The following is a 26,255-nucleotide window of genomic DNA, read 5'->3' as shown; positions in this document are numbered from 1 at the left end:
ACGATATACTTAATTCCAGGAGGAAATTTTAAAAAAATATCCTGAAGCCACGGCTTCAACAAGAAGCCGAAACTTGAATCGGAAGAACTACTTTTTTAGGTTATAACCATTTGTTGTCTGGAGATTAACTCGATAAAAGCAGAAAAATCTTAACCAAAAGCATTAATTCCTGTTATATGCCTTCCTAATACCAAGGTATGGACATTATCCGTACCTTCGTACGTAAAGACCGATTCCAAATTAAGCATATGTCTAATGACATGATACTCAAGACTGATTCCATTTCCTCCCATTAGATTCCTACATTTTCGTGCAATTTTCAATGCCTCACGACAAGCATTCCCTTTAGCCAGAGAAATCATGGTTGGCGTTTCACGATGTTGATCCTTTAAACGGCCAATTTGTAAGTTAAGGCATTGGGCCTTAATAATTTCTGAGTACATCTCGGCTAAGTCTTTTTGAACCAATTGGAAACTGGCCAGCGGCTTATCAAATTGTTTGCGCTCAAGCAAATAATCACGTGTACTATCAAAACAAGCCATCGCAGCACCCATTGCTCCCCAGGCTATACCGTAACGCGCCTGACTTAAACAACTCAGAGGTGCGCCCAAGCCTTTTTCACTGCCTGGCAAATAATTTTCATCGGGAACAAACACATTATCAAACACCAGTTCGCCAGTAATGGAAGCGCGTAATGACATTTTCAGTTTGATTTCAGGACAGCTCATGCCCTTGGATTTGGTATCCACGATAAACCCGCGAATACCTGCGTCTGTTTTTGCCCAGACAATGGCGATATCAGCAATGGGCGCATTGGTGATCCACATTTTGGCGCCATTTAATATCCAGCCGCCATCCACTTTTTTAGCCTGGGTGCGCATGCTGGCAGGATCAGAACCTGAATCCGGTTCAGTCAAACCAAAACAACCTATTACTTCACCAGCAGCCATAGCCGGCAAATAACGCATTTTCTGCTCTTCTGTACCGAATCGGAAAATAGGATACATACATAAAGAACTTTGTACGGAAACAAAGCTGCGCAAGCCGCTGTCGCCCCGCTCCAGTTCCTGACACACCAGACCATAAGAAACATAAGATGCTTCAGCACCGCCGTATTGGGCAGGTAAAGTTAATCCCAATAAACCCAATTCAGCCGATTGCCTGATAAGCTCTCGCGGAAATTGAGCGTGTTCAAAAGACTCAGTCATTAAAGGTATTACGTCATTGCTAACAAAACGAGCGACGCTGTCTCGTATCATTCGCTCATCATCATGCAATTGTTCATCAAGAAACAACAAGTCGTCCACTTTCCTTCTCCCTTTTATCTGACTGTAATGCGATTACCGCTTCAACGATACTTTCCTGACTGGGCAAGAGATATTGCCAGGCAGTTCCTAATGGAATGAAACAATCTTTACCTGTTATACGTTTGACTTTCAAACGTGATGAAGATTCTTCCATCAATAATGTCATCAATCCTTCACTAATTGAGCCGCTTTGTCTACCCTCATCGACAATTAAAACGCGTTTCGCATGAGCGACTTCCTTTAAAATGGCTTCTTTAGGCAAGGGGCACATCCAGCGCAAGTCTACTATTTTTACTGAAATACCATGCGCTTCACGCAGTACCTTCTCAGCCTGACGTGATAAATAATACCCATTGGCATAAGTTAAAATAACAGTATCGCCTTCACCATAAACACCAACCTCACCTGGCTCAATGACTTCTTCAGGAGATGGATAATCAAAAAGCCAGCCATTATCCCCTGGAGCATGTAAATCTTTAGTCATATATAAAGCGATAGGCTCTAAAAATACCACCACACGCCCTTCCTGATAAGCCAGGCGCATGCAGGTTCGTAACATTTTTGCAGCATCAGGCCCATTGGATGGGCAAGCCACGATAACTCCGGGTAAATCGCGTAAGACGGCTATGGAATTATCATTATGAAAATGGCCGCCAAACCCTTTTTGGTAGGCTAATGAAGCAATTCTTATCACCATGGGATTTTGGTAATGCCCGCTGGAAAAGAACGACAGGGTTGATGCCTCTCCTCGTAATTGATCTTCTGCATTATGCAGGTAGGCCAGAAACTGGATTTCAGGAACGGGAATAAAGCCATTATGAGCCAGGCCTATGGCAGTTCCCAGAATGGTTGTTTCATCGAGAATGGTATCAAATACCCTGCGCTGGCCAAAACGAGCCTGTAAATCCGCGGTAACGCGATAAACGCCCCCCTTTTTACCCACATCTTCACCAAAAACTACCATGTTAGGGTACTGTATCATCAAATCAGTAAGGGCAAAGTTAATATGCTGGCATAAATTACGCTTTTGACTCAGCTGATTGTAGGCACCCGCAAAGAATTCACTACGTTTCTTTTCATCCGGCAAGGCACAAATTTGCTTCTTTTCTACCCTAGGTATCAGTGAGGACATAATTTCTTCTGCACTGTTCATCCGAGGTTCTCTGATCGCTTCTACTGCTTTTGCTTCAATTAAGGCTTTATTGTCACGATACAAATCAGCCATGGCTTGCAGGCTCATCCAGCCTTCGCGGTGCAACAGGTTTGCCGTATGCAATAAAGGATCATTCGCTTCACGGAGCTCAATCTCAGCCTGTGTATTGTATTGTGATTCTATATCTGAACCGGCATGTCCCAATAAGCGAACGCATTTCATGTGTAAAAATACCGGTTGCTTTTTAGTTCTCGCCACATACTCCGCTTCTTGAGCTTTGGCGTAAATATCAGCAATGTTTAATCCGTCACAGGCAATATAATTTAAGCCAGGCCTGGCGCTGACTGAAGTTTCTATCCAGTTGGAAGGAGTTGGAACAGAGATGCCAATGCCATTGTCTTCACAAATAAATACCAGAGGCAGCGGATAATTTTGCTGTGCTAACCAGGAACAGGCGTTTAATGTGGCTTGCGTGGAAGCATGGTTGGTTGATGCATCACCAAAAGAGCAGAGTATGACTGAATCGGAAGCCAGTTTACTCTCTATCCCTAATTCTTTTGCACGGGTAATAGAAAGCGCGGTTCCCAAAGCTTTAGGCAAATGAGACGCTATAGTCGAGGTTTGTGGCGGGATATTTAAAGGGACACTGCCAAATACTTTATGCCGGCCCCCAGAAATGGGATCACAGGCTGCGGCAACCAGTGACAAGAGGATGTCTTTAACCCCATCCAGACCTTGCACTTGTTTGGCACGCTGCAAAAAGAAAGCACCACTGCGATAATGCAAAAAAGCCATATCGGTGTATTTGAATACCTGTCCTAAAACTGCATTTCCTTCATGCCCGCTACTGCCTATGGTATAAAAAGACAAGCCTTTTTCTTTCAATTGGCGGGCAATTAAATCAAGTAAGCGGGATTTAATCTGCGAGTCAAAAATCTCAATAGCAGTTTTTTTATCCAATTCTGCCGTTTCTGGACTCATGGCACTCAAAGGCTGAGGAAAATCACCTTGTAATACTCGTTTGATAAACTGATCATCTACTACACTGGCTCTATCTAACATCACTACACCCTATTCAAATTGCGCAATGACCAGATGCATTTCAGGTTAATACGGCCTCAACCTGAGTGACTGGTATCCTTTCCTGGTGAATTTTAAACCTGAAACAGCGTAAAACTGTGTTTTTAAGTCAAGCAATTCACACTTCTGCCGATAGCAAAGATGAGAGTATATACTGATTCAAATTGAACCGGAAGGATGGATTATGGCTGTTGAAATGAATAAAACACCAAACATCCGGCTAACGCCTGGGCAAGAAATAAAACTGGCCAAACCGGCTATGGAGCTCTATGTAGGCCAAGTGCTGAAAACAGTAGTAGTTACCCCGCTTACCAATGATCAGGTTTTAATTAATATAAACGGACAAAATCTGAATGCCAAAAGCTCTCATCAATTTCGTCCGGGAGAGTTACTTGAAGTAAAAGTAGTCGCCAACCATAATGAAACGATACTGGAAGTCCAGCAAAAAGCTCCGTCCTTATCCATATTACAAAGTGCGTTACTCCAGGTTTTACCTAAACAGGCGCCACCAACCAATTTATTGCAGACTTTAAGCCAGTTAGCAAATGCAGAACAATTGCCCTATACGCTAAGTCAGCAAATCAAAGCCATTTTAAGCAATATCACGCCTTTATCGCAATTACCGCAGCAGTTAATGCAGGCTATCAGCCGTAGTGGAGTATTTTTGGAATCCTCCCTGTTTGAATGGCAACGCAGCATGTCATCACAAAAATTAAAGGCTGATTTTAAAGGCCAGTGCAGTCAATTATTAGCAAGCCTGCCAGCAAAACCTGCCAATGCCCCCTGCCCTGCCATGGAATCGCAGGCCAAAGTGCATCATCAAGACCCACTCCCTCTGGCGGGTGCAATCCCACAACCCCTGAAGAGAGAAGCATTACCTGACCTGCTGTCACTGACTACTGAAGCCTTGCAACATGTATTGCGCGAACAAGTGGGTCAGGTATTGGCACGCATTACAGCAAACCAAATTCATCATTTATCCAATGATCAAAACGGATATCTGATGATGCTTGACCTGCCGATTAAAACAGCCGAATCCATAGACGTTATTCCACTGATGATTCAGCAGCATAAAGCAGAACCCATGCAGCCTTCCAAATGGTCTATTTCTTTTGCTTTGAGCCTGGCACGTCTTGGCGACATGCAGGCCACTGTGTCGCTCAGTGCCAAATGTGTTGATATAAAGATTAATACGGAACAAAGCCTCACCCTGGATACCCTTAATCAATATCAGGATGAAATGCGGACAGTACTTTCAGAGTTAGGATTGAATTTACGTCATTGGAAGTTACAAATGGGTTTGGAAAGCAATCACATTGACGTGGCCAATTTACATCTATTGGATATACGCATATGAAAAAGAATAAAACCCAGGCAGTTGCCCTACGTTATGATGGGACTTCTGCTCCCAGAGTCACAGCCAAAGGAGAAGGGTATATTGCCAAACAGATTATTGCTACGGCAAAGGAGCATGGGATACCTTTGGAACAAAACGAAGAACTGACTGCTTTGTTGTCCAGTGTGCGTATTAATCAGGAAATACCCAGAGAGCTTTATACTGCTGTAGCCCAGATATTGGCATTTCTTTATTACGTTGATGGTAAAAAGCCTGGCGCGAATAAAGCTGGCCACGACTCGGATTTTTCCAAATCATGAATGTTTGAGTTTGTATCCCTTCCCAGCTCCACGTCGTCCTGAGCGCGTCTTTTGGCGCGAAGGAGCTCCAAATGTTGGCACTATGCCTGTCAGGGCGTGGCACCATATCGCTTTCAGGAGATCCTTCGCGCCAAAAGACGCGCTCAGGACGACGGGCCACTTGTAACTGGCAATTATTGCTCAAATAATCTACAATTTGTTTAATAATACAATATGGGGCTTCACTATGAAATGGATATTATTAATAGGAATTACCTTAATGGCCGCTGGTTGCTGCTGTACCACTGCTGAAGTAGTTGAATACAGGCAAGTGACCTTAACACCTGTAGCACCCGTAGTCCAGCCGGTTATCTATGATGTTTATGCTCCAGGACCATTGGATGTGACCACAACGACTATTGATTTTTATTAATCAGGTATTTGCAGAACCGGGATAAAATGCATTCGATGCATAATCCCGGTTGCAAGCACATGTCTCTTGATCACATCTTAGTCTACGGCCTGCGGTTTTGTCCTATTGATATCAACACCAATGCTATGCCAGGCTCTGTGCCTCAACAAAAATTCCGCTCCTTAACAGTCGCGGCTCGGTTTCCGGTGCACGATAAAGTCAATACGAACGCACGAAAACCGAGCCGCGACCGTCAGGAAGCGGAACAGTTCTATTGGCACTTACTTAAGCTGTTTTTGTAGCCCGGCTACAAGGTCATTTCATTTTGGATTGTTTGATGACTTATGCTCTTCTTCAGAATCTTTAATCTCATGCAAAGCAGACTTAAAATTGAAAATAGATTTAGCCAGGCCTTTTTCACTGCCTATTGCTACTGAAGCTGCTCCTGATAAGGCAGCGCCCCCGACAATGCCGGCTCCAAGTCCTGCAGCCGCCCCCAGGCTCAGTCCTGTTGCTCCTGCCACAGTCAATAAGAGACTGGAACCACCACTGGGAATTGCCGCTAAAACACCAGCAACGACCAAGGCCACGCAGGCAAAAGCAAGCAACCCTATACCCAGCGCTTTCCAGGCAGAAGACGACCGCCCGGAAACTTCATGCGACATACTGGCCAAACGCCGTGTGCTCTCCTGGAACTCAGGACTATTCCTATCCGGTTGTAGCATAACTTTTGCATGCACCAAAACCGTATTTAAGTCGGATAATGCTTTGGAATCAGGATGATCTGCAGCAACGGCTTTGACGTTATTTAGCAAGATCTGGCCATTATCATAGAATTTTTGTTTGTTTTCATCTTGTCCAATACTGTCTTTGTAAGCAATAAGACTTTTTTCAAATGCCTGAAGGTTCGCTTCATACTCAGCACGTGCGGCCTGAGACGGTTTGGTCAGAAAATCTACGGCACCTACTGGATTCTTCTTATTAGTCTCAGCACTGGAAAGATAAAATTGCTCAGAAGCTGTTTTGGAAAACGCTGACTCATCTCCAAAAAAATTATTAGCCATGGATTCTTTTTTCATTCCGGGTGAACCTGGAACAAGATGAGTGGCTATTTCAGCAGCATTACCACCTAAAGCGCGCATGGTTTCTATATTTGCAGCATTCCGGCCTAAAGCAGCATAGCGGCTTTGCATCCAAACCTGGGTTGCCTTTTCCACGGCGGTTCCAGTTCTGTCTTGCCCACTTGCACACTGGACAATACTGACCGTCGCTTCATCCTGTGCGGCAGCTAAAACCACCTTGGTAACCTGAGCCAGCCGATCCGCCTTTTGCAAGGGTAAAGAATAGGAAGGTTCACTACCCTCCGCAAACACAAGATGCGGCGCCACGTCCATAGCCCGGAACGTACCATCATGGTTTGTTGGCACATAAGAGATTTCATCACCGCCACTTTCCTGTCCTCGGGTCGCCTCATACAGATGATCGATCATGGATTTCTGGTTTTCCAGTGGGGTGTAGGTATTCAAACAGGTTACGTGCAAATAGAGTTCAGCACGCCCCATGCGCTCTTGCGCTGCACGGCGAATTTGTTGCAGATTCTCTGTAGTATGTAATTGAATTGACTCTTTGTCTTCGCCACTGCCAACATAAACAGGCACTCCGGTGCGCGCCAGCCAAAGGGTATTATCCGTTGACGCCTGGTAATCAGTCAACCGGGCCTCATCAGGTAAACTCTCAACCGGTATTAATTCATTTTTAACAATAAAAGCATTTTTCGTTCCCGTCAGATGCGTTTTTCTGGCTTGCGCAGGTAAGGCCCTGTCATCTTGTACCATTAAGTCAGCAAAGAGACTGTCTGCTTGCTGGCTGGCGAGGTTGCGTACATTATGTCCGTTCTTTTCCTCTTTGAAAGGATGGGGTTGAAGCATTCTAAGCGCATCACACTCCAGTTTTTGCCGCTCACTTTTTTTAGTGACTGGATACTGGGTTTCACGCTGCAACACTTTTGCTTCTTCATCATAAGTCAGGGTAACCATGGTTCTTGCAGGATCCAGTAGGCTGGATAAATTACGATAATGGAATAAAAGTTTCTCCGCATCTTCGACAGACTCACAGCCAGCGCTCAAATTGGCATCATGAAGACCCTGAATTAAAGCGGTATTAAATTTTTTTTCAAGCTTTTTGATTTCTTCGAGTATCTGTTCGTCACTTTTGCCGCTTTGCGCAGTGTGTAAAATGAGGGTTGCGGTTTCTGCAAATTGAGCTTTTAGCTTATCTCTGACCTCAGCTTCCAAAGCAGGATTATTTTCATGATGCTTTTTCCCAATGGCATAATCAATGGGTCTTAAACGGGCTAAACAGCGCATCAGCGCATTATTTGCTTCAATAACCGGAGCCTCATGAGACATGCGTTCGGCAAGAGGTACAGCTCTGGTTGCGTTTCGTACCCATTGTCCCTCTATAAGCTGAGATTCGATTCCAAATTGGGCATCGTTTGTTTCACGCAACAAATCACTTATTTGGCTGTACACATGTTGTAAATCAGATAATTGACAGCCATCTGTCAAGGCGGTTACTGCATCCACATCAAGCCGTTGTTCTGTTGTACCATCAGTTAGAAATTCGCGTACATTGTCTGTATAGAGTTTTGAATGCGTCATAATCGTAACCTTTATGATAAATGAATGTACTTATTCTTTATTACTATACTCCAAAATTATTAACTAAACCTTTCGTCACAAAAAATTGCGAATAGTACCTAACCAATAATATTATTTTTTCGCTCAAGTGATCACAATAAATCTATGTTGATTATTATTCAATCATCTAGTATCATGGCTCTCCGCTAATTAACGTATAGTACAACCGGAGAAGATATAAATGCGACTACATCAGTTATTATGGTTATCTTTAGCACTAAGTTCCAATTTATTTGCGCAAGACCTGAAAATAGTTGGTACCATTGATCAATCTATTAAAGCACCACAAAAAAATGCCATTCAAGGCAAAGTGAAAAAGCAAAATATCAAATTGCTTAAAATGCAATTATCCAAATCAGCACTCGAAACGCTGAACAAAAGAAATACCGCAACAATCAACAGAACAAATACTTTAAAAACTCCATCACATTTGCCAAGTAAAATTGAATTAGGCATGAACAATGTACCTGTTTTAAACCAGGGCAGCTATGGTTCTTGCGTGACTTTCGCAACCACAGCAGCTGTCGATGCAGCATTAGATAAAGGCGACTACGTCAGCCAATTGTGTCAACTGCAGTTAGGTTTACATCTGGAACAGAATGGTTATTCACCAAGCGGTTGGGATGGTTCCTTTGGTCGCATCGTATTAAGCCAAATGGAAAATTTTGGAATAGTAAGTAAAGAAAAACAACGTGCTATGGGTTGTGGTGGATTAACTGAATATCCAACATCATCGGAATCAACTCCCACGACGCCTATGTCATTGGAAGAATTCCATCAGATGAGTGAAGACCTCTCTGAAAAGGACATCCTTTTTTCACCAATACTTGATGTATATCAGGCCTTTCTGGAAAGAACAGATACCGATAAAACCATCAATGAAGTCAAAACAGCGCTTAATGATAAAGACCGAGTTACTTTCGCTGTCCTGCTGGTAGATTTGGATTTGGGTACTGCAGGCGCAGTTGGTACACGCAGTGCTGAAAATGACACCTGGGTTCTGACTCCTGAAATCGCTCGTGATATTTATTTACGCCCATTCTTTGGCGGACATGAAATGGTGATCACGGGTTACGATGATGAAGCCGTTGCTACCGATAGCAAGGGTCGTCAACATAAAGGTTTATTCACTCTGAGAAATTCATGGGGTGAAGAATATGGCGACAAAGGTAATTTCTACATGTCTTATGATTATTTCAAAGTATTGGTTGTAGAAGCCCAGCGTATCAGAAATCTTCCCAGTGAAGAGCTTCCTGAAAATCCTGAAACGGTTACAGTATAAATGTTTGTCGGGAACAGCACAGCCTTCGTAGCCCGCATTAGCGTCAGCGTAATATGGGAAATCTTACTACTTCGATCCCGTATTACGCTTCGCTAATACGGGCTACACGCTGCATAATCTTTATTTGTCGGGAGCAGCACAGCCTTCGTAGCCCGCATTAGCGTCAGCGTAATGCGGGAAATATTACTACTTCGATCCCGTATTACGCTTCGCTAATACGGGCTACACGCTACACGCTTGGTTCCCGACCTTTCCTATTGCTGATTTACAGTATAAACCTTGTTGCATTCTTCAGCAGCAACACGGGGGCTTTTTACCCCATAGAACATTCCCTCATCCAAATAAGCACACACTTGCTTTACACTCAACGTATTAAGGCACTGCGCCAGAGTGATGTTCTGACATTCGGGAAAAATGGCATCAGGAGTTCCCAATGCATGATAAAGTTCATTTCCCCACTCTTCCAAAGCAGTAGTGTAATAAGTAATAAATTCTTTGATATGTAGTTCATCGTTCAAAAGAAAGAGTTTCATACCGGGATTATTATGGTGTTTACGGCTAATTCCGGGAGTAGAATAAGCAAAAACACTAACCCCGTCTGGTAATTTAATGTTCCGCACTTCATCCATATGGCTATGGGAAGTGAGCAAGGTGATTTGCTCATAGGAAGAATGATATTGTGACAGGATTTTAATGAATTTCTGTAAATAAACATCATGCCATAAAGGAGCACCATGATAGTCATTTCCAGGTGCCACATGCATGGCGATTAACATTTGTTTTGCTTTATGCTTTTTTAGCTGTTGTTCGAGCCAAAACAATTGCATTAGGGCGTCACGTTCCTGATGCGGGTATTTGGGTAACAGGATGGGAGCCTTTGTCCATTGCACCGTGTTTAAAGCAATTAACATAATGTCTTTATTATCAGGAATAACGTAACTGGAATAATAGCCGTCATGACGCATATGGCTGTCATCAATGATTAATCCCTCGCAGTGGACACAGGCTCCTGTCCAATCTGTTGCATAGTTTAAAGGCGATTTTCCGTTGACTTCAAAAGGCTGATAATTTCCCGCCAGAGAATCATTATTGCCGGTAATGTAAAACATGGGTTTCAATTCAGAATCCGCTTCAAATAACCGGTGAAATAGTGTTCTTTCATATTCTGCTTTATTGCCAGCCCCCCAGAAGGAAGCGGAATGGGTAGGTATATCGCCTAGATAAAGAATAAAATCGGCTTTCTTGCTTAATTCGTTCATTTTGTTCAAGGCAACAGTTAAAAATTCATCACCGGTGTTGTGGCCATCAGCAGGGCTAATGTCACTGCCATAATGAATATCTGAAAGGGTTAGAAATTGGGGTGTTGCGAACGCAGTAGACGCTTGACATAAAAACCATAAGGTAATTTGAACTAAAAAACGCAATGAAATCTCCTGTAGCCCGGCTTGCTTGCAACCGGGGTAAAACATACCTATATTCAATCCCCGATCCACGTCGTCCTGAGCGCGTCTTTTTGCGCGAAGGATCTCCAAATACTGGCACCCATGCCGCGTTGAGGAGATCCTTCGCGCAAAAAAAACGCGCTCAGGACGACGTGGATCCGTGAGTAACCGGGCTACGCCTCACATACGCCATTTGCAATCGGCTACACCGCCTCTCGAATTGTCCATGTTCTTTGGGCACCTTCTGCTGTTGACGGCGTTTGTACCCAAAGTACCATGGGTTTGCCTTGTGGGGAAACAGTTAATGAAGGTGAGGACAAAGCCACAGCAAAAGGATATTTTTTTCCTACCGATTGCAATGCAGACCATACCTTATTCGCATCGGATTGATTGTCAGTGACAATCAGCTCATTGCCTCTATAAATCACCGTCACATCCTGACCTTTGAGAGCGAATTTCACCTGTGATTCCAAACGTCTCCATTTAGCCTGGTGATTTCTTTGCACCTCACCCTGAGTTGGATTGGATTGGAATTTAACCCGGTTATGCGGGGCAAAAACCCGTGCCAGACTGCCATTACCAGGGCTTTGAGCCAGGAAATAGGTGCAAAGTGCATCTAACAAGGGACGTCCAGGTCCTGAAGATTTACCTGGTTGCTTGTTAATGTACATGGCAAAAGCCAAAGTATGGCCATTGGCAGTATATAAATAGCCGGAAAGGCTATTCATTCCCGTCATAGTACCGGTTTTAGCACGAATAAATCCTTGTTGGCCTGGTGTTTTAAACCGCTTTTGCAACGTGCCGTCACGACCAGAAATAGGTAAGGCAGCAATATATTCATAAGCCAGTGAGAAACGCTGGTATAAAAATTTCAGCAAGGCTAGCGTCTGCTCAGGAGTGACCAGATTGTAACGTGACAATCCCGAGCCATCAGTAAAGGTTGCCTTAGAAAAATCAATACCGGTCTGTTGTTGCAGAAACTTCTTCACAACAGGCTCTGCCTGATTCCAGTTAACTGGCGAACCATTAATTTTAGCAGCCGCATGCAAGTACAGACTGTCAGCATACAGATTGTCCGAAGGTTTTAAAGTATCAGCCATTAATTGAGATACAGGTTTGGAATATTCCGTGGCGATTAACAGGGAACCCGCCGGTGCTCGACCCAAATCAATTTTGCCATTAAATTGGATATTGGCTTTTGCTAACTGGCTTTTAATCATCCCATCGATATAAACCAGAGGATGTTTTATTGCCAGGCGTTGTTGTACTGCCCATTGTCCAAGGCCAACGCAACCCCGCACTGTCAGGTTGTTTTCAGGATCAAGAGTAAATCCGACACCGCATCCTTTTTCAGTGGCTTTGGTTTGTGCCTGATTGGTCAGGTTGATTGTGCCACCACCATCATCAACTTCTACAATGGCCGGATCACCAACTTTGGCACCAGGATTAACCGTGACCGTCAATCGGTTCGCATCCACCATAAGAGGTGCAATCGGCGCACCATAGCTATACGCCAAATCGGCAGCCAACCAGCCTGGAGGATAAGCAGGAATGGATGTCAGGCTGCTGTCTATAAAAATATTTCCTTCAATCGCTGTAATATTCCAGTCTTTCAGTTTTGAAAGCAACTGATTTAAATCATGGCGGGTAAAGGAAGGATCGCCACTTAAATGTAAATACAAATTGCCATGCAAGACCCCTTGCTGTAACTGGCTGGCGCTGGTGCTTAACTGATTCTTGAAGCGATAGTCAGGCCCCAGAGCCATTAAAGTAGCCGCTTCAGAAAAAAGTTTCATATTGCTTGCAGGAATAAACAAATGGTCTGCGTTACGTTTGTATAAGGTTTCCCCTGAATTCAGATCGAAAACAACCATTCCAAGATTCACATTGGGATTCAAACGGTTAATTAATTTATCAACACCACTTTGCAAACTGGCATAAGAAGCAGGAATCGACCATAGCGACCACAAGCACACGCCAATTAACGTCTTTTTCATCAATTTTTTCCTTACATTAAGTAAAAAAACAGGTAACTTCACGCCAAAGACAATCTCTAATCATATCGTAAGCCCAGTCGCTCCAAAAGCCCTGCGAGGGTATCATTGTCAAAAAACTTCACTTTTAACCAGCCGCCATCGTCACTATCGCTTACAATTTGGACAGGCGCACCTACTTGTTCTGCAAGGATAGTCTGCAGCCGCTCTATGTCTTTATCTTGTTTTGGATTTTTGGGTTGTTCTAATTCTTTATTTTTATGTTGTTTAATTGCCTGTTCCAATTGCCTTACTGACCATTGCTCCTCTACTGCTTGTTGTACAAAGGCTTCCTGGTGGGCAGAGCTTAATCCGACCAGAACGCGTGCATGTCCTAAAGACAGTACTTTGTCGCGCAATAAATTTTTAACTGATTCAGTTAAGGTCAGTAACCGTAAAATATTAGCAATATGGCTGCGCGATTTGCCAATTAATACAGCTATTTCATCCTGATGATAATGAAATTCATCAATTAAACGACGATAGCCAGTGGCTTCTTCGATTAAATTTAAGTCCTGACGTTGAATGTTCTCAATCAGGGTAAGCGCACAGGCTTGCTTGTCGGAGTATTCACCTACCATACAAGGGACTTCATGCAATCCTGCCAATTGCGCGGCTCGCCAACGTCTTTCTCCAGCAATAATTTCGTAGCGTTGTTTGGCAATGGCGCGGACAACTAGCGGCTCAATGAGCCCTTGTGATGCGATGGACTGGGCAAGTTCCTGTAATGCGGCTGGGTTAAAATCCTGGCGCGGCTGATATTGTCCGGCCTGCAGGCTTTCTATAGGTAAATAAAGAAACTCGGTTTGCATTGCTTCAGGTTGTTGAAAATAAAGATACGGGATTGTTTCACAATCCCGCAAAGAATGGAATTCAGATTATGAATTCCCAAGAGCAGTTGCTCGTATCGGAAGAGGTGCGTTTTCTGTTCGCTGTTCTGGTTGGCCGAAAAATCTGATTTTAAGGTTATAAACAGTCTTGTCTTGTGCTCTTAACTTCTCTGCAAGAGCAGGAGAAGAATTCAGCAGTTTTTTACCACCCTCTTTGATGTATGTATCGCCAGAAGATAATATTTTTTGCATGTAATAAGCGGCTGTTTCCAAATCAGCTGGTGAGCCGGATTTAACTAATAATTCGCTCAAAGACAACATGGCATTAGTACAGCCCTTTGCTGCAGACTGGCGCATCATTGTCCTGAATTGAGGAGATGTGGGCGAATAAATTTTCGCCAGGCTAAATAAAGAGCCATGGGATCATGTTGAGCACGTGCCTTCATTTCCGGTAAACGGCTGACCAGATCCTTTTTTAATCGAGGATCATCAGGTCTCTCATGTAACTCTTGAACAAGAGAGGCAAAATCACTTCTAAAGTTTGCGTTTGCTGGCATACCTCAACCTTTAATGTTAATTAAAGTTAATCACAGATTAAATGTTCAAAATTAAGGCAACATTAAGAAAGGCTTACTTTACAACTTTTTTACACTATGAAAACCTGAAGAGGTTAGTGCTCAAATAGTGTCTTTTGATTAGGCAAAAAGAACATTGATGTCGCTAAAGTCATCAGACTCTAGTACAAGAGTTTTATAATTTCAAGAAATATTACAATTAAATATTTAAACTTTTGTAACCATATCGGTATTCACACAATCCGTTCGTGTTGAGGAGGCGCGGTTTTTTGCGCCGTCTCGAAACATTAGCACAGATCTTTTGCCCTGGCGCCTGCTTCGAGACGGGGTTACCACCCCTCCTCAGCACGAACGGGCCGGTGGGTGGGATGAGATAATAAAACCCTTATTTTCGAGTTCACATCAGTTCTGAATAAAACCGTAACCTTTTTTTGCACTCGCACAATCCGTTCGTGCTGAGGAGGCGCGGCTTTTTGCGCCGTCTCGAAGCATGGGCACAGATTTTTTGCCCTGGTGCCTGCTTCGAGACTGCGTTACCACCCCTCCTCAGCACGAACGGGCCGGTGGGTGGGATGAGATAATAAAACCCTTATTTCGAATTCACATCAGTTCTGAATAAAACCGTAACTTTTTCTGCCCTCGCACAATCCGTTCGTGCTGAGGAGGCGCGGCTTTTTGCGCCGTCTCGAAGCACTGGCACAGACTCTTTGCCCTAAAATCAAACATCCCAACGCAAGTTCACTTCAACGGCCTGGGTCAACAAACCGGAAATATCATGTTGTCCTATATGGAAATCACTTTGTCCAGGATTACCAGGGTTCGATTGAATCAAACTGTTGCTCTGTTTAAAATCAGAAGTACCCAACACTCTGTATTGCAGAAGAAGGGACAGGTTTTTCTGTAGTTCACGGGCGACACCTGCCTTAAATTGCCAGGTGAACGCCGTTCCGTACAGTGATGGGCTGAATTGACTCGCAGGTGCTGTTTCAATTAATGGCGTATTAGGATCATCAATATTAATAATGTCATTAGTCTGCAGACTCCTTGATTTGAGCCAGCTTACTCCCATTCCACCACTAATAAACGGAGTCCAATTAGAATAACTGTTAAAATCAAAAGCGGCATTAGTCAGCAAGGAATACAAATTGGCTCGGGAAGTTACCGCACTGATGGGATTATTACGCTGTAAGGCATAAACAGCACCTGTGACGCTGTTTTGCTCCAGCCAACCATAAGTTCCATAGCTGCTGCGTTGTATATTTTGATAGAGAAACTCAGCATCCGCCCGCCAATGGGAGTTGAAGTGATAGCCGGCTGCTGCACTGAGGTCAAAACCGTTTTTAAAGTGGTTATTCCAGGTCACATCAGGCAAAGTAAACAGGCTGGTACCTATAGCTGTAGGACTGTACAAGACAGAGGTAGAACGTTCAATTACACTGGTTTTTGAACTGGAAAATACGCCACCTGTGCTCCCAGGTTAAAATAAAATCCCGTTTCTGCCGCGTGAGAGCACGCCATAGGAATCAAAGGCATTACCATTGCCAACCATTTTTTCATGATATAAAGTCCCTTTTAAATTTGATACCAAAATTAGATTTTATCGTACTGCGCCCATCCCAAGTGAAATAGCATATGTGCCAATATTGCAGAAATCAATCCGTATTGCCAAAATAAAAATCCAAAAAGTAAAGACTGGAAAAGGCTCAGTAAAACAACAGAATAAACAAGCCGCCGACCAGGGACACAACCTGATGCAATATAAGCAGGAATTTGCCCCACAGCGAATAATAAGCCGCTTAAAAAGATGGACACGATGATGACGAAATTCGTTTTTTCTGTGGCAAACATCAGCGCAAAAAAAGCCACCACATTCATAAGCCCCCACCGGGCTATAATCTCTTCAACTACCCCGCCATAAAGCACGCAACCATCAAGGCCAAGCGCTGCACGTAATTTTTTCATGATTTGAAAACTGTGCTCATCAAGAATTGACCCTGCCACACCATAAAAAAGGCCGCAAAAAAGAATCACCCCGCCAAGAGCATATAAAAAAGTCGGTAATAAAATGGCTTGAAACGATGCCCACTCCCCTTTACCCTGTAAAAGCCCTTCCAGTAAAGGAGAACCCAAGCCAGTTCTCGGAGATAACACAGCACCGGCAAAACTCATTACAAAAACCATCACCAGGGTCTGTAATGTCGCATAACGGCTAAATCTCTTTTTTAATTCTTCGGTGTTTTGCTCTAATAGAAAATGGATAAGACGAGTCATTGCAATGCAGGTTCCTGGTATGCACAAACAAAACAAAACAATAATTAAAGGCCAATTGATTGTCATTTTTCATCCTTAAACAAAATTCCGCCGTCCCGCGGCTTGTCCGCGGGATCCAGGGGTCGCAGTGTCTACAAACCTACTGACTCTTGATTAATACACTATAAAAAAAACCATCCATTTCATACTCTCCCGGCAAAATTTGTTGCCCATAAGGCGTTGCTCTGCCCCAGCCCCAATTATCTTTCCAAATCTGACAATCTGGATGGTTGGTTACAAAACGTTTTATTTGCTTTTCATTTTCATCAGCCATGATAGAACAAGTCGCGTACACCATACGGCCGCCTGGAGCGAGTAAAGGCCACATAGCTTCTAACATGGACTGCTGCACTTCCACTACGGCCTTTACCTCATCCTCTGTACGCAATAGCTTGATGTCAGAATGACGCCGAATCACGCCGGTTGCTGAGCACGGGGCATCCAGTAAAATCCTGTCAAAGGGTATGCCGTCCCACCAGAGAGCAGGTGCCAATGCATCCCCCTGAACCAGGGTTGCATTTAACTGCAACCGGTCCATATTTTCTTTAACCCTTTTCAGGCGTTTGGGATCCACATCCATAGCAATGCAGGCAGACAAGTCGGGCTGCGATTCTAAAATATGGCAGGTTTTTCCACCTGGAGCACAACAGGCGTCCAACACGCGCAAACCCGGTTCTAAAGAGAGCAGAGGCAAGGCCAGTTGAGCCGCAGCATCCTGGACTGAAACACAGCCCTCACTAAAACCAGGTAAACTATGTACGTCACAGGGTATCGTCAAAATGATGGCATCGGAGGCTATCGGATGTAAGGCCGCTGCAATTCCAGCTTTATGTAAAATATCCAGATAATCAGCGGTAGAATGTTTCTGTTTATTGACCCTTAAAGTCATTGGGGGATGAGCATCATTTGCCAGAGCAATGGCTCCCCAGTCTTCAGGCCAATCAGCTTTTAAACGTTTCAATAACCATTGCGGCTGGCCAAAATGAAATGCTGGATTCGACTCCAGCCTGGCCAAAATGTCACTTTGCTGACGACAAAAATTCCGTAAAACGGCATTCACCAGGCCTTTAGCCCAGACTTTCTTTATTTTTTCGAGTAACGCAACGGTTTCTTTAACCACGGCATAATCAGGTTTGTTCATGTAATGCAGTTGGTAAATACCCATTAAAAGTGCTATCCACACTTCTATGGCCTTGGGACGCTTGTCAACAAGACAGTCCGCTATAGCCTGCAAACGGAAATAATGACGGCAAAATCCAAAACAAATTTCCTTGGTCATTGGCGTCACATCGGCAGAAGGAGGCATTAACTGGGATAAAGAGGATTTTTCTTCGAGTAAGCTGGTAAGAATTTTTAAAGCCTGCAGCCTTTCATTATTTTTCATTACAGAACAAGGCCTGTATGCAATTGGGTTTTACCGGAATTTAACCAGTCAGCAATGGATATTGCCTTACCGCCTGGAAATTGGATCCGCTCAACCAACAAGGCGTTATCACCAGCAGCAACCAACATTCCTTTCTTGTCTATGGTTAAAACAGTTCCGGGCTTTTCCGAACACTGTTTTTCAACAATGTGCGCCTGGTAAATGCGTAATACCTCATCACCCAAATGAGTATAAGCGATAGGCCAGGGATTGAAAGCACGAATTTTCCTGTCAATATCCGTTGCTGAATCCTGCCAGTTAATCAGTGCGTCTTCTTTATTAATTTTACCGGCATAGGTAGCCAGTTCACTATTCTGTATTTCTGGACGAGCCCTTTGCGCAGCCAGAGCGTCTAAAGTCTCAAGCAATGGGGTGGCTGACATGTGCGCTAATTTATCGTGCAAACTACCCGCAGTATCAGCAGGAGTAACGGGGCATTCGACTTTACAAAGCATAGCCCCTGTGTCCATGCCCGCATCCATTTGCATAATGGTCACTCCCGATTGGGGATCTCCATATAACACGGCATGCTGTATGGGTGAAGCACCACGCCATCTTGGTAATAAAGAAGCATGAACATTGATACAGCCCAGACGAGGTATTTCAAGTACTGCCCGAGGTAAAATCAGGCCATAGGCAATGACTATCATGACATCGGGTTTTAAAGCAGCCAATTCAGCAACAGCCTCGGGGGTTTTAAAGTTTAATGGCTGATAAACAGGAATCTGGTGTGCCATTCCCCATTCTTTAACCGCAGAAGGCAATACTTTACGCCCCCTGCCGGATGGGCGATCCGGTTGAGAATAAATCGCCGTAATATGGTGGGAAGATTGATTTAAAGCGTCCAGACAAGGTAAACCGAATTCAGGAGTGCCGGCAAAAACGATGTTCAAACTCGTCATGATTTACGTACTTGATGACGGCGCTTGAATTTATCCAGTTTTCTACGCGCCATGGCACGTTTTAACGGCGACAACAAATCAACAAATAACTTGCCATTCATATGATCAATTTCATGCTGCAGGCATTCGGCAAGCAAGCCTTCGCCTTTAATTTCTATAGGATTTCCAAATCGGTCAAGCGCTTTCACCGTTACCCGTTCCGCCCTGATGACTGTATCATAAGCTCCTGGAACAGAAAGACAGCCTTCTTCAAATTCTTTTTCGCCCTCGGAGGAAACAATTTCAGGGTTAATGATAACCAACTGCTCCGTCTTGTCACCAACAACATCAATTACAGACAAACGCAGGCTTACTCCTATTTGTGGTGCCGCAAGGCCTACCCCTCGAGCGTGATACATAGTATCAAACATATCATTAATTAAAGTCTGCAAATTATCATCAAAAGTGACTATTGGCTTGGCAACTTTTCTTAAACACTCGTCAGGTAAATAAAGAATCTTTCGAATAGCCATGGCGCGTCTGGTTCTCCACATAAAAGTCGTGATATTATCCTCTATATGCAGCAAGGCTGCAAGGCCTAACAAAGGATTGATACATGCGATACCTGCTTATTCTGTGCTGTTTCATTGCGGTGAATATAAGTCATGCCCTGAGTCTCAGAACTGACTCTCCGCCTCGTTATGTGGTTCAACATGGCGACAGTTTGTGGAGCATTGCCAGCAGATACCTTAAAAATCCATGGGAATGGAAAGCCTTGTGGCGAGCCAATCCCCATATTAAAAATCCGAACCGCCTCTATCCGGGAGCAATTCTGGTACTGGACTATTACCAAAACAAACCCTACATCCGGGTATTGTCCAATGGAACCGTCAAACTCTCCCCCTCTGCGCGGGTTAGTTCTCTGGATAAGGCCATTCCTCCTATTCCCCTGGATGACATTAAACCCTTTTTAAATGAATCCCTGATTTTGGATGAAGATGTACTCATCCGGGCTCCATATGTAGTGGCCTTAATGGGTGAGCGTATGCTTGGCGGACAAGGTGATGAAGTCTATGTCAAAGGATTACACCCTTCAAAAAAAATGCCCAAGGGCGGAACTATAGCCTATTCTGTATTCCGCTCCGGAAAAAATTATGTAGACCCTCGTACCAAGGAATTACTGGGCTACAAAGCTACCTTGGTGGGTCAGGGAGAGTTAAGTGCCGGTGGAGAACCAGCAACACTGTTACTCACTGACATCAATGTTGGCATTCGCAAACTGGATAAGGTTTTAATTAACAACAGTCCTGAATTTGATTTTTATTTCGAACCTAAAACCCCTGTTTGTCGGGTCATGGGCAGCATTATGGAAATGCCGGATAATATGCCCGAAGGTAAAAACCAGACGGCGGTAGGTTCAGTAGTCGTTATTAATCTAGGTGCCAAATCAGGCTTAGAAGCAGGTGATGTCCTTGGTATATATAAAAGACGACGTGTAGTACCTGATCCTAAAAACCATTTGATTAAAATAAAATTACCTGCTGAACGAATTGGTGAGGCTATGGTATTTCGCGTCTTTACCAAAACCAGTTTCGCTTTAATAGTCCGCTCTACCCGAGCCGTATATTTGATGGATACAGTGACCAACCCATGAATAATTTAATTTACCTCTTGGCCCTGAATAAAATGGAAAAAATAGGGCCAAGAACTACTGCAAAATTGCAAAAACGCTGGCCCGATTTACATGAGATGTTCCAATTATCACAATCTGAACTCGAAAAAGCAGGGTTACCGCCTTTACTGGCCCAAACGATTGCAGGCTTTGACTTAGCTTCCGTCCAGGCTGATTTAGCATGGGCTGATGCCTCAGAGCAACATCATCTTATTAGCTGGGACTCGCCTGATTACCCTGCTCTGCTCCGGGAAATTGCTGATCCTCCCGTAGTTTTATATGCCAAAGGACAGTTCAGCGCATTCGATCAGCCCAGATTGGCTATGGTAGGCAGTCGCAACCCGTCAATTACTGGCAGTGAAAATGCGAAAAACTTTGCCAAGGCCTTGGCGCCTCATGGCATCACGATTGTCAGTGGTCTGGCATTGGGAATTGATGCCCAGGCACATATAGGTTGTCTGGAGTCTGGCGGAAAAACCATAGCAGTTTTGGGTACGGGTATCGATTGCATTTATCCGCGCCGACATGCAAAGCTTGCGGAGCAAATAACTGAAAATGGCTTGCTAATTAGTGAATTTCCACTAAAAAGTCCACCAATCGCTGGACATTTTCCACGCAGAAATCGTATAATAAGCGGCTTATCATTGTGCACATTGGTTATTGAAGCGGCAATCAAGAGTGGTTCTCTCATTACTGCGAAGATGGCTCTGGAGCAAAACAGAGATGTGTTGGCTATTCCAGGCTCCATCCATAACCCATTGGCTCGCGGCTGCCATTATTTGTTACAACAAGGGGCCAAGCTGGTTGCCTCAGTTCAGGATGTACTGGATGAATTAAGAATGGACACCGAGGAACCAAGTGCAGATAAACCGGTTTTTTCCCTTGCCAGCGGGAATGAAAACCTAGTAAAGTTCATCGGCTTTGAAATGACGACTATCGATCAAATCATTGTACGCAGTGGCTATACAATAGAACAAGTGACTAGTGAGCTTGCAGAATTAGAATTACAAGGGGCGGTACAATCAATCCCCGGTGGCTATATAAGGTGTGAATATGAAAGATAATTTATTTGAAATGTTGTTGAATTTATTTGAAAAAAGTTTGACTCAACTTCAAAAAAGCCATAAATCTAATGAACAGGACTCACAAGAATTTATTGATGAAGAAGACATGTTATATACCGATGATCAATCGCTTTACATTAAACCCGCGCAACACAATTCCATTCGCGTGTTTACTTACGATGAACAAATGAAATTAACCAAAGCCAGTTATCAATTTCTGATGCGCATGAAATTATGGAAAATCGTTGATTCTGATGTTCTGGAAACAATCCTCAATCAATTGCAAAACTCAGAGTCTCGAATAGTCACTCTGCAAGAAACAAAATGGACCATCAGGAACGTTCTTGAAAATAATTTCAATGAAGAACAGTTGGCTTTTCTGGATCTTGTGCTATACCAAACAGAAGATGCTTTATCTGTACATTGAGAATCATGAGTTATTAAAAACCCATTTAGGCTAACTTAAAGGATAAGGTTTATTTCATATGAGTAAACACTTGGTGATCGTTGAGTCACCCGCAAAAGCAAAAACAATTCAAAAATATTTAGGCGTAGACTATGAAGTGTTAGCGTCTTATGGCCATGTGCGCGATCTTCCGCCACGTAAGGGTTCAGTTAATCCAGACGACCATTTCCATATGACTTACGCCCCCCTGGAAAAAAACGCGCGCCATATTGAAACGATAGCAAAAGCACTTAAAAAAGCAGATTCTCTCTTATTGGCAACGGACCCTGATAGAGAGGGCGAGGCCATTTCATGGCATATTTTTGAGCTTATGAAAGAGCGTAATCTGATTAAGGAAAAAGCGGTTCACCGGATTTTCTTTAACGAGATTACCAAATCGGCTGTTCAGGATGCAATTGATAACCCACGTACCATATCCATGGATCTGGTGAATTCCCAGCAGGCGCGCCGTGCTCTGGATTATCTGGTGGGCTTTAACCTTTCGCCTCTGTTATGGAAAAAAATCCGGCGCGGACTGTCTGCTGGACGAGTCCAAAGCCCGGCACTTCGACTGATTGTTGAACGTGAAGAAGAAATTGAACGATTTATTGCCCAGGAATACTGGAAAATTCTTGCTCAATGCAATCATGATAAAACCGCATTTGAAGCACGTCTGACGCACTATAAAAACGAAAAATTACAACAGTTTACTGTCACTCAGCATGATCAGGCACATAAAATAAAAGACGAGCTGATTCAACAGGCTAAAGGTTATCTGTGCGTTACTCAAATTGAAAAGAAACAACGTAAACGTAAACCATCGCCCCCGTTCATTACCTCAACCTTGCAGCAAGAGGCCGCTCGCAAACTGGGGTTCACTGCGCGAAAATCCATGATGGTAGCTCAGCAGCTTTATGAAGGTATTGATATTGGCACAGGTACTGTGGGTCTCATCAGTTATATGCGTACCGACTCAGTAAATCTGGCTAATGAAGCAATAGAAGAGATTCGCCAATTTATTACTGCACGTTATGGTAAGGATAATTGCCCTGCTGCACCAAGGGTTTATAAAACCAAGTCAAAAAATGCTCAGGAAGCTCATGAGGCCATTAGACCTACCTCCATCAAGCGCACTCCTGAAATGGTACAGGAATCACTGACCAGCGACCAATTCAAGCTCTACAGCTTAATTTGGCAGCGTACAGTAGCCTGCCAGATGGAAGACGCCATTATGGATACAGTGGCTGTAGATTTTAGTTGTGGTGAAGGCAATATATTCCGCGCTAACGGTTCTACAGTAACGTTCCGTGGCTTTCTGTCAGTTTATGAAGAAGGCAAGGATGATTCCAAAGATGAAGACAGTGAAGGCATCTTGCCTCCATTTGTTGTTGGCGAAAAGGTAAACGTACTCGACATTGAGGCCAACCAGCATTTTACAGAGCCGCCACCAAGGTATTCGGAAGCGACCCTGGTTAAGGCGCTGGAAGAATATGATATTGGACGACCTTCTACTTATGCTGCGATTATTCATACTTTGCAGCAACGTGAATATGTAGTCGTTGATAAAAAGAGATTCTTTCCCACTGATGTTGGACGTATCGTCAATCGCTTTCTGACCAGTTATTTTACCCGTTATGTGGATTATCAATTTACTGCGGGACTTGAAGATACCCTGGATGCGGTAGCCCGCGGTGAAAAAGACTGGATTCCTGTTTTGGAAGAATTTTGGCAGCCCTTTGTGCAGCAAATTCAAAATACTGATGAACAGGTACAACGCAAAGACGTAACGACTGAACTATTGGAACAAGAATGCCCCAAATGTCAAAAACCCTTATCCATAAGATTAGGAAAACGCGGGCGTTTCATAGGATGTACTGGCTATCCTGAATGTGATTATACTCAGGACATGGCGGGTCAGGATAATGAGAAAGCGGAACCAGAAACGGTTGAAGGGCGAAATTGTCCTTTATGTGACCATGCCTTGCACATTAAAACTGGCCGTTATGGACGGTTTATTGGCTGCAGTAATTATCCGCAATGCAAACATATGGAGCCTTTGGAAAAACCGGCGGATACTAACGTGGTTTGCCCCAAATGCAATCACGCTAAAATCCTGCAGCGAAAATCACGTAAAGGTAAAATTTTCTATTCCTGCGGCGATTATCCAAAATGCGATTATGCGTTATGGAATGAACCCATAGACAAACCGTGCCCAAAATGCGCATGGCCCATACTTACCGTGAAAGAAAGCAAAAAATTTGGCCGCCAGATTTTGTGCCCACAGGAAGGCTGTGGTTATTCTTCAAAAGAAGAGGAATAGATTGGTGTAGTACGATCCACGTCGTCCTCAGCGCGTCTTTTGGCGCGAAGGATCTCCCCATATTGGCACCATGCCACGTTCAGGAGATCCTTCGCGCCAAAAGACGCACTCAGGACGACGTGGATTCCTTACCCAGGCTCATTCATCAACTGCTCTATATAACGCCTGCAAGTCAAAGGCCTATGCAAATAATTAACCTGATGGCGTGTTCCACCGGTTCCAGTAATCACCAGGGTGCCATAACGCAGAATGCTTCCCAGGATAGATTGGCGAATGTCTATGGTTTCGATTTTAGTTAAAGGAATATCCACAGTTTGCCTTACTATAATTCCCGTACGCAAAATCACCTGTTTCTTTTTTATCGTAATGGAAGAAAAATAGTAAGTAACCCAGGTCATAAAAATCCAGATCAAAGCAAAGAAGCCTAAAAACATGCTGACTTCACGTAATTGCACGATGTAATAATAAAGAGCTATCGCAACAGCCAAGCCAAACAAAGGGCCAAAAAATATAATCCAATGCAACCTGGTAAAATAAATAACGTTATTCTCAACATTGGTCTCTGTAATAGTCGCAGTCATTGATCACCTTTAAATACTTTAAGAAATTATAATATTGCAATTGGCTTTAATTTGCTATTCTATACATAAATCAGTTTATTTAGCGATAGAACTATTTATTTAACCTGGATTATGGATAGAATCCTCCTTTTGCAGAGGCACCCACATGCGATCAATAAAACGTTGCCTGAATAAACAGCTCGCAGAGTTATGCCAACGCTCAATCCAATTAGAAGAATTGTCCAACAAAGTAACCCAATTATTACCTGATAATCTGGCGGCACAATGCCGGGTAGGAAGTTTTAACAAAGGCTGTCTGGTGTTAATCACTAGCAATGCAGCCTGGGCATCGCAGTTACGTTACGCCATACCCGAATTGCGCGATAAACTGCGCAAAGATGCAGGGATGTACCAATTGCTGTCTATCAAAGTAAATATTGCTGATCCCATTGCGGCCTATGTAAAACCGGAGCAGGCAAAAACACAACACATTTCAGACAAGGCAAAAGCATCAATTATCAGCGAAAGCCAGCATTGCTCCTATCAACCGCTACAAAAAGCGTTATTGCATTTGGCTAAAGGTGATGATTAATCCCTTGCACAACGTCTCCAGGCTCCTGAGATAACACTAACTTCCCATGACCTTGGGGTCTCACGCGCTACTCCACCGTCCCGCGGCTTGTCCGCGGTATCCAGAGATTTAAGTTCGGAGTGAGATTCCTGGATCCCGCGGACAAGCCGCGGGACGGCGGAACTCCTCGACATAGCGGGAGTTATGGATAAGAAGCTTGTTTTATCTCGTCGTTACTTCGATGCCGTTCGAGCTGAGGAATCCCCACGAAATTTCCCCTTGATCCCGTATTGTGATTCGCTAATCAAGAGTACAAAAGAGCATCATGCTAAGAACACCGAGCCGCGACCGTAAGGAAGCGGAACAGTTCGATGCACTCCATGGCTGATTACTCATTAGGTGTAACACCAAAATTTCCGCTCCCTCACGGTCGCGGCTCGGTTTTCTTTAGGTAATGAGAGCATAAGCAAACAGAAGAGGTAGTGCTGATAAAGGATACCTCAGAGTCTGACGCCATTGATTCAAAGAAATGAAGTTTAGACTATTATTTAAATAAATTTA

At 43.8% G+C, this 26,255-nt stretch carries 24 protein-coding genes; 9 read left to right on the top strand and 15 right to left on the bottom strand.

Translation table 11 applies throughout. The annotated features are described in order from the left end of the window. Positions 1 to 149 precede the first annotated feature (149 nt). Both B094_RS0114370 and B094_RS0114365 read right to left on the bottom strand, forming a co-directional pair. A complete protein-coding gene (locus tag B094_RS0114370; RefSeq protein WP_026254048.1) occupies positions 150 to 1,307 on the bottom strand; it encodes an acyl-CoA dehydrogenase family protein in 1,158 nt (385 codons plus the stop codon). Next, the gene (locus B094_RS0114365; RefSeq protein WP_018578519.1) at positions 1,285 to 3,522 is read right to left on the bottom strand and encodes a dehydrogenase E1 component subunit alpha/beta; all 2,238 of its coding nucleotides are present in this window, start codon (positions 3,520 to 3,522) and stop codon (positions 1,285 to 1,287) included. Before B094_RS0114365 ends, B094_RS0114370 begins: the two co-directional genes overlap by 23 nt. Positions 3,523 to 3,724: 202 nt before the next feature. Between B094_RS0114365 and fliK the strand changes: the two genes are divergently transcribed. The 3 genes from fliK to B094_RS0114350 all read left to right on the top strand — a co-directional run bounded on the left by fliK (position 3,725) and on the right by B094_RS0114350 (position 5,608). Then, the gene (gene fliK, locus B094_RS0114360; protein ID WP_018578518.1) at positions 3,725 to 4,897 is read left to right on the top strand and encodes a flagellar hook-length control protein FliK; all 1,173 of its coding nucleotides are present in this window, start codon (positions 3,725 to 3,727) and stop codon (positions 4,895 to 4,897) included. After that, a complete protein-coding gene (locus B094_RS0114355) occupies positions 4,894 to 5,196 on the top strand; it encodes an EscU/YscU/HrcU family type III secretion system export apparatus switch protein (protein ID WP_018578517.1) in 303 nt (100 codons plus the stop codon). The genes fliK and B094_RS0114355 overlap by 4 nt, the downstream gene beginning before the upstream one ends. A gap of 226 nt (positions 5,197 to 5,422) precedes the next feature. Further along, a complete protein-coding gene (locus B094_RS0114350; RefSeq protein WP_018578516.1) occupies positions 5,423 to 5,608 on the top strand; it encodes a hypothetical protein in 186 nt (61 codons plus the stop codon). A gap of 299 nt (positions 5,609 to 5,907) precedes the next feature. Here B094_RS0114350 and B094_RS17520 read toward each other — a convergent pair whose 3' ends face one another. Further along, the gene (locus B094_RS17520) at positions 5,908 to 8,247 is read right to left on the bottom strand and encodes a hypothetical protein (protein ID WP_018578515.1); all 2,340 of its coding nucleotides are present in this window, start codon (positions 8,245 to 8,247) and stop codon (positions 5,908 to 5,910) included. A 220-nt stretch (positions 8,248 to 8,467) separates the two neighbouring features. Between B094_RS17520 and B094_RS0114335 the strand changes: the two genes are divergently transcribed. Continuing rightward, entirely contained in the window at positions 8,468 to 9,568 is a 1,101-nt protein-coding gene (locus tag B094_RS0114335; protein WP_018578514.1) for a C1 family peptidase, read from the top strand. 254 nt (positions 9,569 to 9,822) lie between these two features. Here B094_RS0114335 and B094_RS0114330 read toward each other — a convergent pair whose 3' ends face one another. From B094_RS0114330 to def, 11 genes are all read right to left on the bottom strand, one after another. Next, positions 9,823 to 10,992, bottom strand: coding sequence for a metallophosphoesterase (locus B094_RS0114330; RefSeq protein WP_018578513.1), 1,170 nt, complete (start codon positions 10,990 to 10,992; stop codon positions 9,823 to 9,825). Positions 10,993 to 11,213: 221 nt separating this feature from the next. Next, entirely contained in the window at positions 11,214 to 13,007 is a 1,794-nt protein-coding gene (dacB, locus tag B094_RS0114325) for a D-alanyl-D-alanine carboxypeptidase/D-alanyl-D-alanine endopeptidase (protein ID WP_018578512.1), read from the bottom strand. Positions 13,008 to 13,063: 56 nt separating this feature from the next. Further along, positions 13,064 to 13,855: a ParB/RepB/Spo0J family partition protein gene (locus B094_RS0114320; protein WP_018578511.1), complete on the bottom strand. Its 792-nt coding sequence runs from the start codon at positions 13,853 to 13,855 to the stop codon at positions 13,064 to 13,066. A gap of 66 nt (positions 13,856 to 13,921) precedes the next feature. Then, positions 13,922 to 14,233, bottom strand: a complete 312-nt coding sequence (locus B094_RS17610; RefSeq protein WP_237762241.1) for a hypothetical protein — start codon at positions 14,231 to 14,233, stop codon at positions 13,922 to 13,924. Continuing rightward, positions 14,230 to 14,430 (bottom strand): hypothetical protein, encoded by a 201-nt coding sequence (locus B094_RS17605; RefSeq protein ID WP_018578509.1) that lies wholly within the window; start codon positions 14,428 to 14,430, stop codon positions 14,230 to 14,232. The genes B094_RS17610 and B094_RS17605 overlap by 4 nt, the downstream gene beginning before the upstream one ends. A gap of 736 nt (positions 14,431 to 15,166) precedes the next feature. Then, a complete protein-coding gene (locus B094_RS0114310; protein ID WP_018578508.1) occupies positions 15,167 to 15,859 on the bottom strand; it encodes an outer membrane protein in 693 nt (230 codons plus the stop codon). Positions 15,860 to 15,879: 20 nt separating this feature from the next. Beyond that, positions 15,880 to 16,005 carry a hypothetical protein gene (locus B094_RS17650; protein WP_018578507.1) on the bottom strand — a complete coding sequence of 42 codons (126 nt, stop codon included), beginning with the start codon at positions 16,003 to 16,005 and terminating at the stop codon, positions 15,880 to 15,882. Between the two features lie 33 nt (positions 16,006 to 16,038). Then, complete coding sequence (locus B094_RS0114300; RefSeq protein WP_018578506.1) at positions 16,039 to 16,785, bottom strand: CPBP family intramembrane metalloprotease; 747 nt, start codon at positions 16,783 to 16,785, stop codon at positions 16,039 to 16,041. A 73-nt stretch (positions 16,786 to 16,858) separates the two neighbouring features. Beyond that, entirely contained in the window at positions 16,859 to 18,142 is a 1,284-nt protein-coding gene (gene rsmB / locus B094_RS0114295; RefSeq protein WP_018578505.1) for a 16S rRNA (cytosine(967)-C(5))-methyltransferase RsmB, read from the bottom strand. Then, a complete protein-coding gene (gene fmt / locus B094_RS0114290) occupies positions 18,142 to 19,083 on the bottom strand; it encodes a methionyl-tRNA formyltransferase (protein WP_018578504.1) in 942 nt (313 codons plus the stop codon). The genes rsmB and fmt overlap by 1 nt, the downstream gene beginning before the upstream one ends. Next, complete coding sequence (def, locus tag B094_RS0114285) at positions 19,080 to 19,595, bottom strand: peptide deformylase (protein ID WP_026254047.1); 516 nt, start codon at positions 19,593 to 19,595, stop codon at positions 19,080 to 19,082. Before def ends, fmt begins: the two co-directional genes overlap by 4 nt. A gap of 83 nt (positions 19,596 to 19,678) precedes the next feature. Between def and B094_RS0114280 the strand changes: the two genes are divergently transcribed. Genes B094_RS0114280 through topA form a run of 4 tightly spaced genes read left to right on the top strand, consistent with a single transcriptional unit; the run spans position 19,679 to position 24,563 of the window. After that, positions 19,679 to 20,716, top strand: a complete 1,038-nt coding sequence (locus B094_RS0114280; protein WP_018578502.1) for a LysM peptidoglycan-binding domain-containing protein — start codon at positions 19,679 to 19,681, stop codon at positions 20,714 to 20,716. Next, complete coding sequence (gene dprA, locus B094_RS0114275; RefSeq protein ID WP_018578501.1) at positions 20,713 to 21,798, top strand: DNA-processing protein DprA; 1,086 nt, start codon at positions 20,713 to 20,715, stop codon at positions 21,796 to 21,798. The genes B094_RS0114280 and dprA overlap by 4 nt, the downstream gene beginning before the upstream one ends. Next, positions 21,788 to 22,225 carry a DUF494 family protein gene (locus B094_RS0114270; RefSeq protein WP_018578500.1) on the top strand — a complete coding sequence of 146 codons (438 nt, stop codon included), beginning with the start codon at positions 21,788 to 21,790 and terminating at the stop codon, positions 22,223 to 22,225. The genes dprA and B094_RS0114270 overlap by 11 nt, the downstream gene beginning before the upstream one ends. A 58-nt stretch (positions 22,226 to 22,283) precedes the next feature. Then, complete coding sequence (gene topA / locus B094_RS0114265; RefSeq protein WP_018578499.1) at positions 22,284 to 24,563, top strand: type I DNA topoisomerase; 2,280 nt, start codon at positions 22,284 to 22,286, stop codon at positions 24,561 to 24,563. A gap of 128 nt (positions 24,564 to 24,691) precedes the next feature. Here topA and B094_RS0114260 read toward each other — a convergent pair whose 3' ends face one another. Continuing rightward, entirely contained in the window at positions 24,692 to 25,144 is a 453-nt protein-coding gene (locus B094_RS0114260) for a PH domain-containing protein (RefSeq protein ID WP_018578498.1), read from the bottom strand. A gap of 145 nt (positions 25,145 to 25,289) precedes the next feature. Between B094_RS0114260 and B094_RS0114255 the strand changes: the two genes are divergently transcribed. Further along, a complete protein-coding gene (locus B094_RS0114255) occupies positions 25,290 to 25,715 on the top strand; it encodes a DciA family protein (protein ID WP_018578497.1) in 426 nt (141 codons plus the stop codon). Positions 25,716 to 26,255: the final 540 nt, after the last annotated feature.

It is taken from the genome of Legionella shakespearei DSM 23087 (assembly GCF_000373765.1).
GTDB classification, from domain to species: domain Bacteria; phylum Pseudomonadota; class Gammaproteobacteria; order Legionellales; family Legionellaceae; genus Legionella; species Legionella shakespearei.
This window is presented reverse-complemented; position numbering and strand designations above follow the sequence as displayed.

What these genes read in the sequence shown, in the direction of transcription:
- rsmB (WP_018578505.1), bottom strand. Translation starts at nt 18,142, where the DNA reads ATGAAAAATAATGAAAGGCTGCAGGCTTTAAAAATTCTTACCAGCTTA.
- def (WP_026254047.1), bottom strand. Translation starts at nt 19,595, where the DNA reads ATGGCTATTCGAAAGATTCTTTATTTACCTGACGAGTGTTTAAGAAAA.
- B094_RS0114365 (WP_018578519.1), bottom strand. Translation starts at nt 3,522, where the DNA reads ATGTTAGATAGAGCCAGTGTAGTAGATGATCAGTTTATCAAACGAGTA.
- B094_RS17650 (WP_018578507.1), bottom strand. Translation starts at nt 16,005, where the DNA reads ATGAAAAAATGGTTGGCAATGGTAATGCCTTTGATTCCTATGGCGTGC.
- B094_RS0114270 (WP_018578500.1), top strand. Translation starts at nt 21,788, where the DNA reads ATGAAAGATAATTTATTTGAAATGTTGTTGAATTTATTTGAAAAAAGT.
- B094_RS17605 (WP_018578509.1), bottom strand. Translation starts at nt 14,430, where the DNA reads ATGCCAGCAAACGCAAACTTTAGAAGTGATTTTGCCTCTCTTGTTCAA.
- topA (WP_018578499.1), top strand. Translation starts at nt 22,284, where the DNA reads ATGAGTAAACACTTGGTGATCGTTGAGTCACCCGCAAAAGCAAAAACA.
- B094_RS0114300 (WP_018578506.1), bottom strand. Translation starts at nt 16,785, where the DNA reads ATGACAATCAATTGGCCTTTAATTATTGTTTTGTTTTGTTTGTGCATA.
- fmt (WP_018578504.1), bottom strand. Translation starts at nt 19,083, where the DNA reads ATGACGAGTTTGAACATCGTTTTTGCCGGCACTCCTGAATTCGGTTTA.
- B094_RS0114335 (WP_018578514.1), top strand. Translation starts at nt 8,468, where the DNA reads ATGCGACTACATCAGTTATTATGGTTATCTTTAGCACTAAGTTCCAAT.
- B094_RS0114350 (WP_018578516.1), top strand. Translation starts at nt 5,423, where the DNA reads ATGAAATGGATATTATTAATAGGAATTACCTTAATGGCCGCTGGTTGC.
- B094_RS0114355 (WP_018578517.1), top strand. Translation starts at nt 4,894, where the DNA reads ATGAAAAAGAATAAAACCCAGGCAGTTGCCCTACGTTATGATGGGACT.
- B094_RS0114280 (WP_018578502.1), top strand. Translation starts at nt 19,679, where the DNA reads ATGCGATACCTGCTTATTCTGTGCTGTTTCATTGCGGTGAATATAAGT.
- dacB (WP_018578512.1), bottom strand. Translation starts at nt 13,007, where the DNA reads ATGAAAAAGACGTTAATTGGCGTGTGCTTGTGGTCGCTATGGTCGATT.
- B094_RS17520 (WP_018578515.1), bottom strand. Translation starts at nt 8,247, where the DNA reads ATGACGCATTCAAAACTCTATACAGACAATGTACGCGAATTTCTAACT.
- B094_RS0114320 (WP_018578511.1), bottom strand. Translation starts at nt 13,855, where the DNA reads ATGCAAACCGAGTTTCTTTATTTACCTATAGAAAGCCTGCAGGCCGGA.
- fliK (WP_018578518.1), top strand. Translation starts at nt 3,725, where the DNA reads ATGGCTGTTGAAATGAATAAAACACCAAACATCCGGCTAACGCCTGGG.
- dprA (WP_018578501.1), top strand. Translation starts at nt 20,713, where the DNA reads ATGAATAATTTAATTTACCTCTTGGCCCTGAATAAAATGGAAAAAATA.
- B094_RS0114260 (WP_018578498.1), bottom strand. Translation starts at nt 25,144, where the DNA reads ATGACTGCGACTATTACAGAGACCAATGTTGAGAATAACGTTATTTAT.
- B094_RS0114255 (WP_018578497.1), top strand. Translation starts at nt 25,290, where the DNA reads ATGCGATCAATAAAACGTTGCCTGAATAAACAGCTCGCAGAGTTATGC.
- B094_RS17610 (WP_237762241.1), bottom strand. Translation starts at nt 14,233, where the DNA reads ATGATGCGCCAGTCTGCAGCAAAGGGCTGTACTAATGCCATGTTGTCT.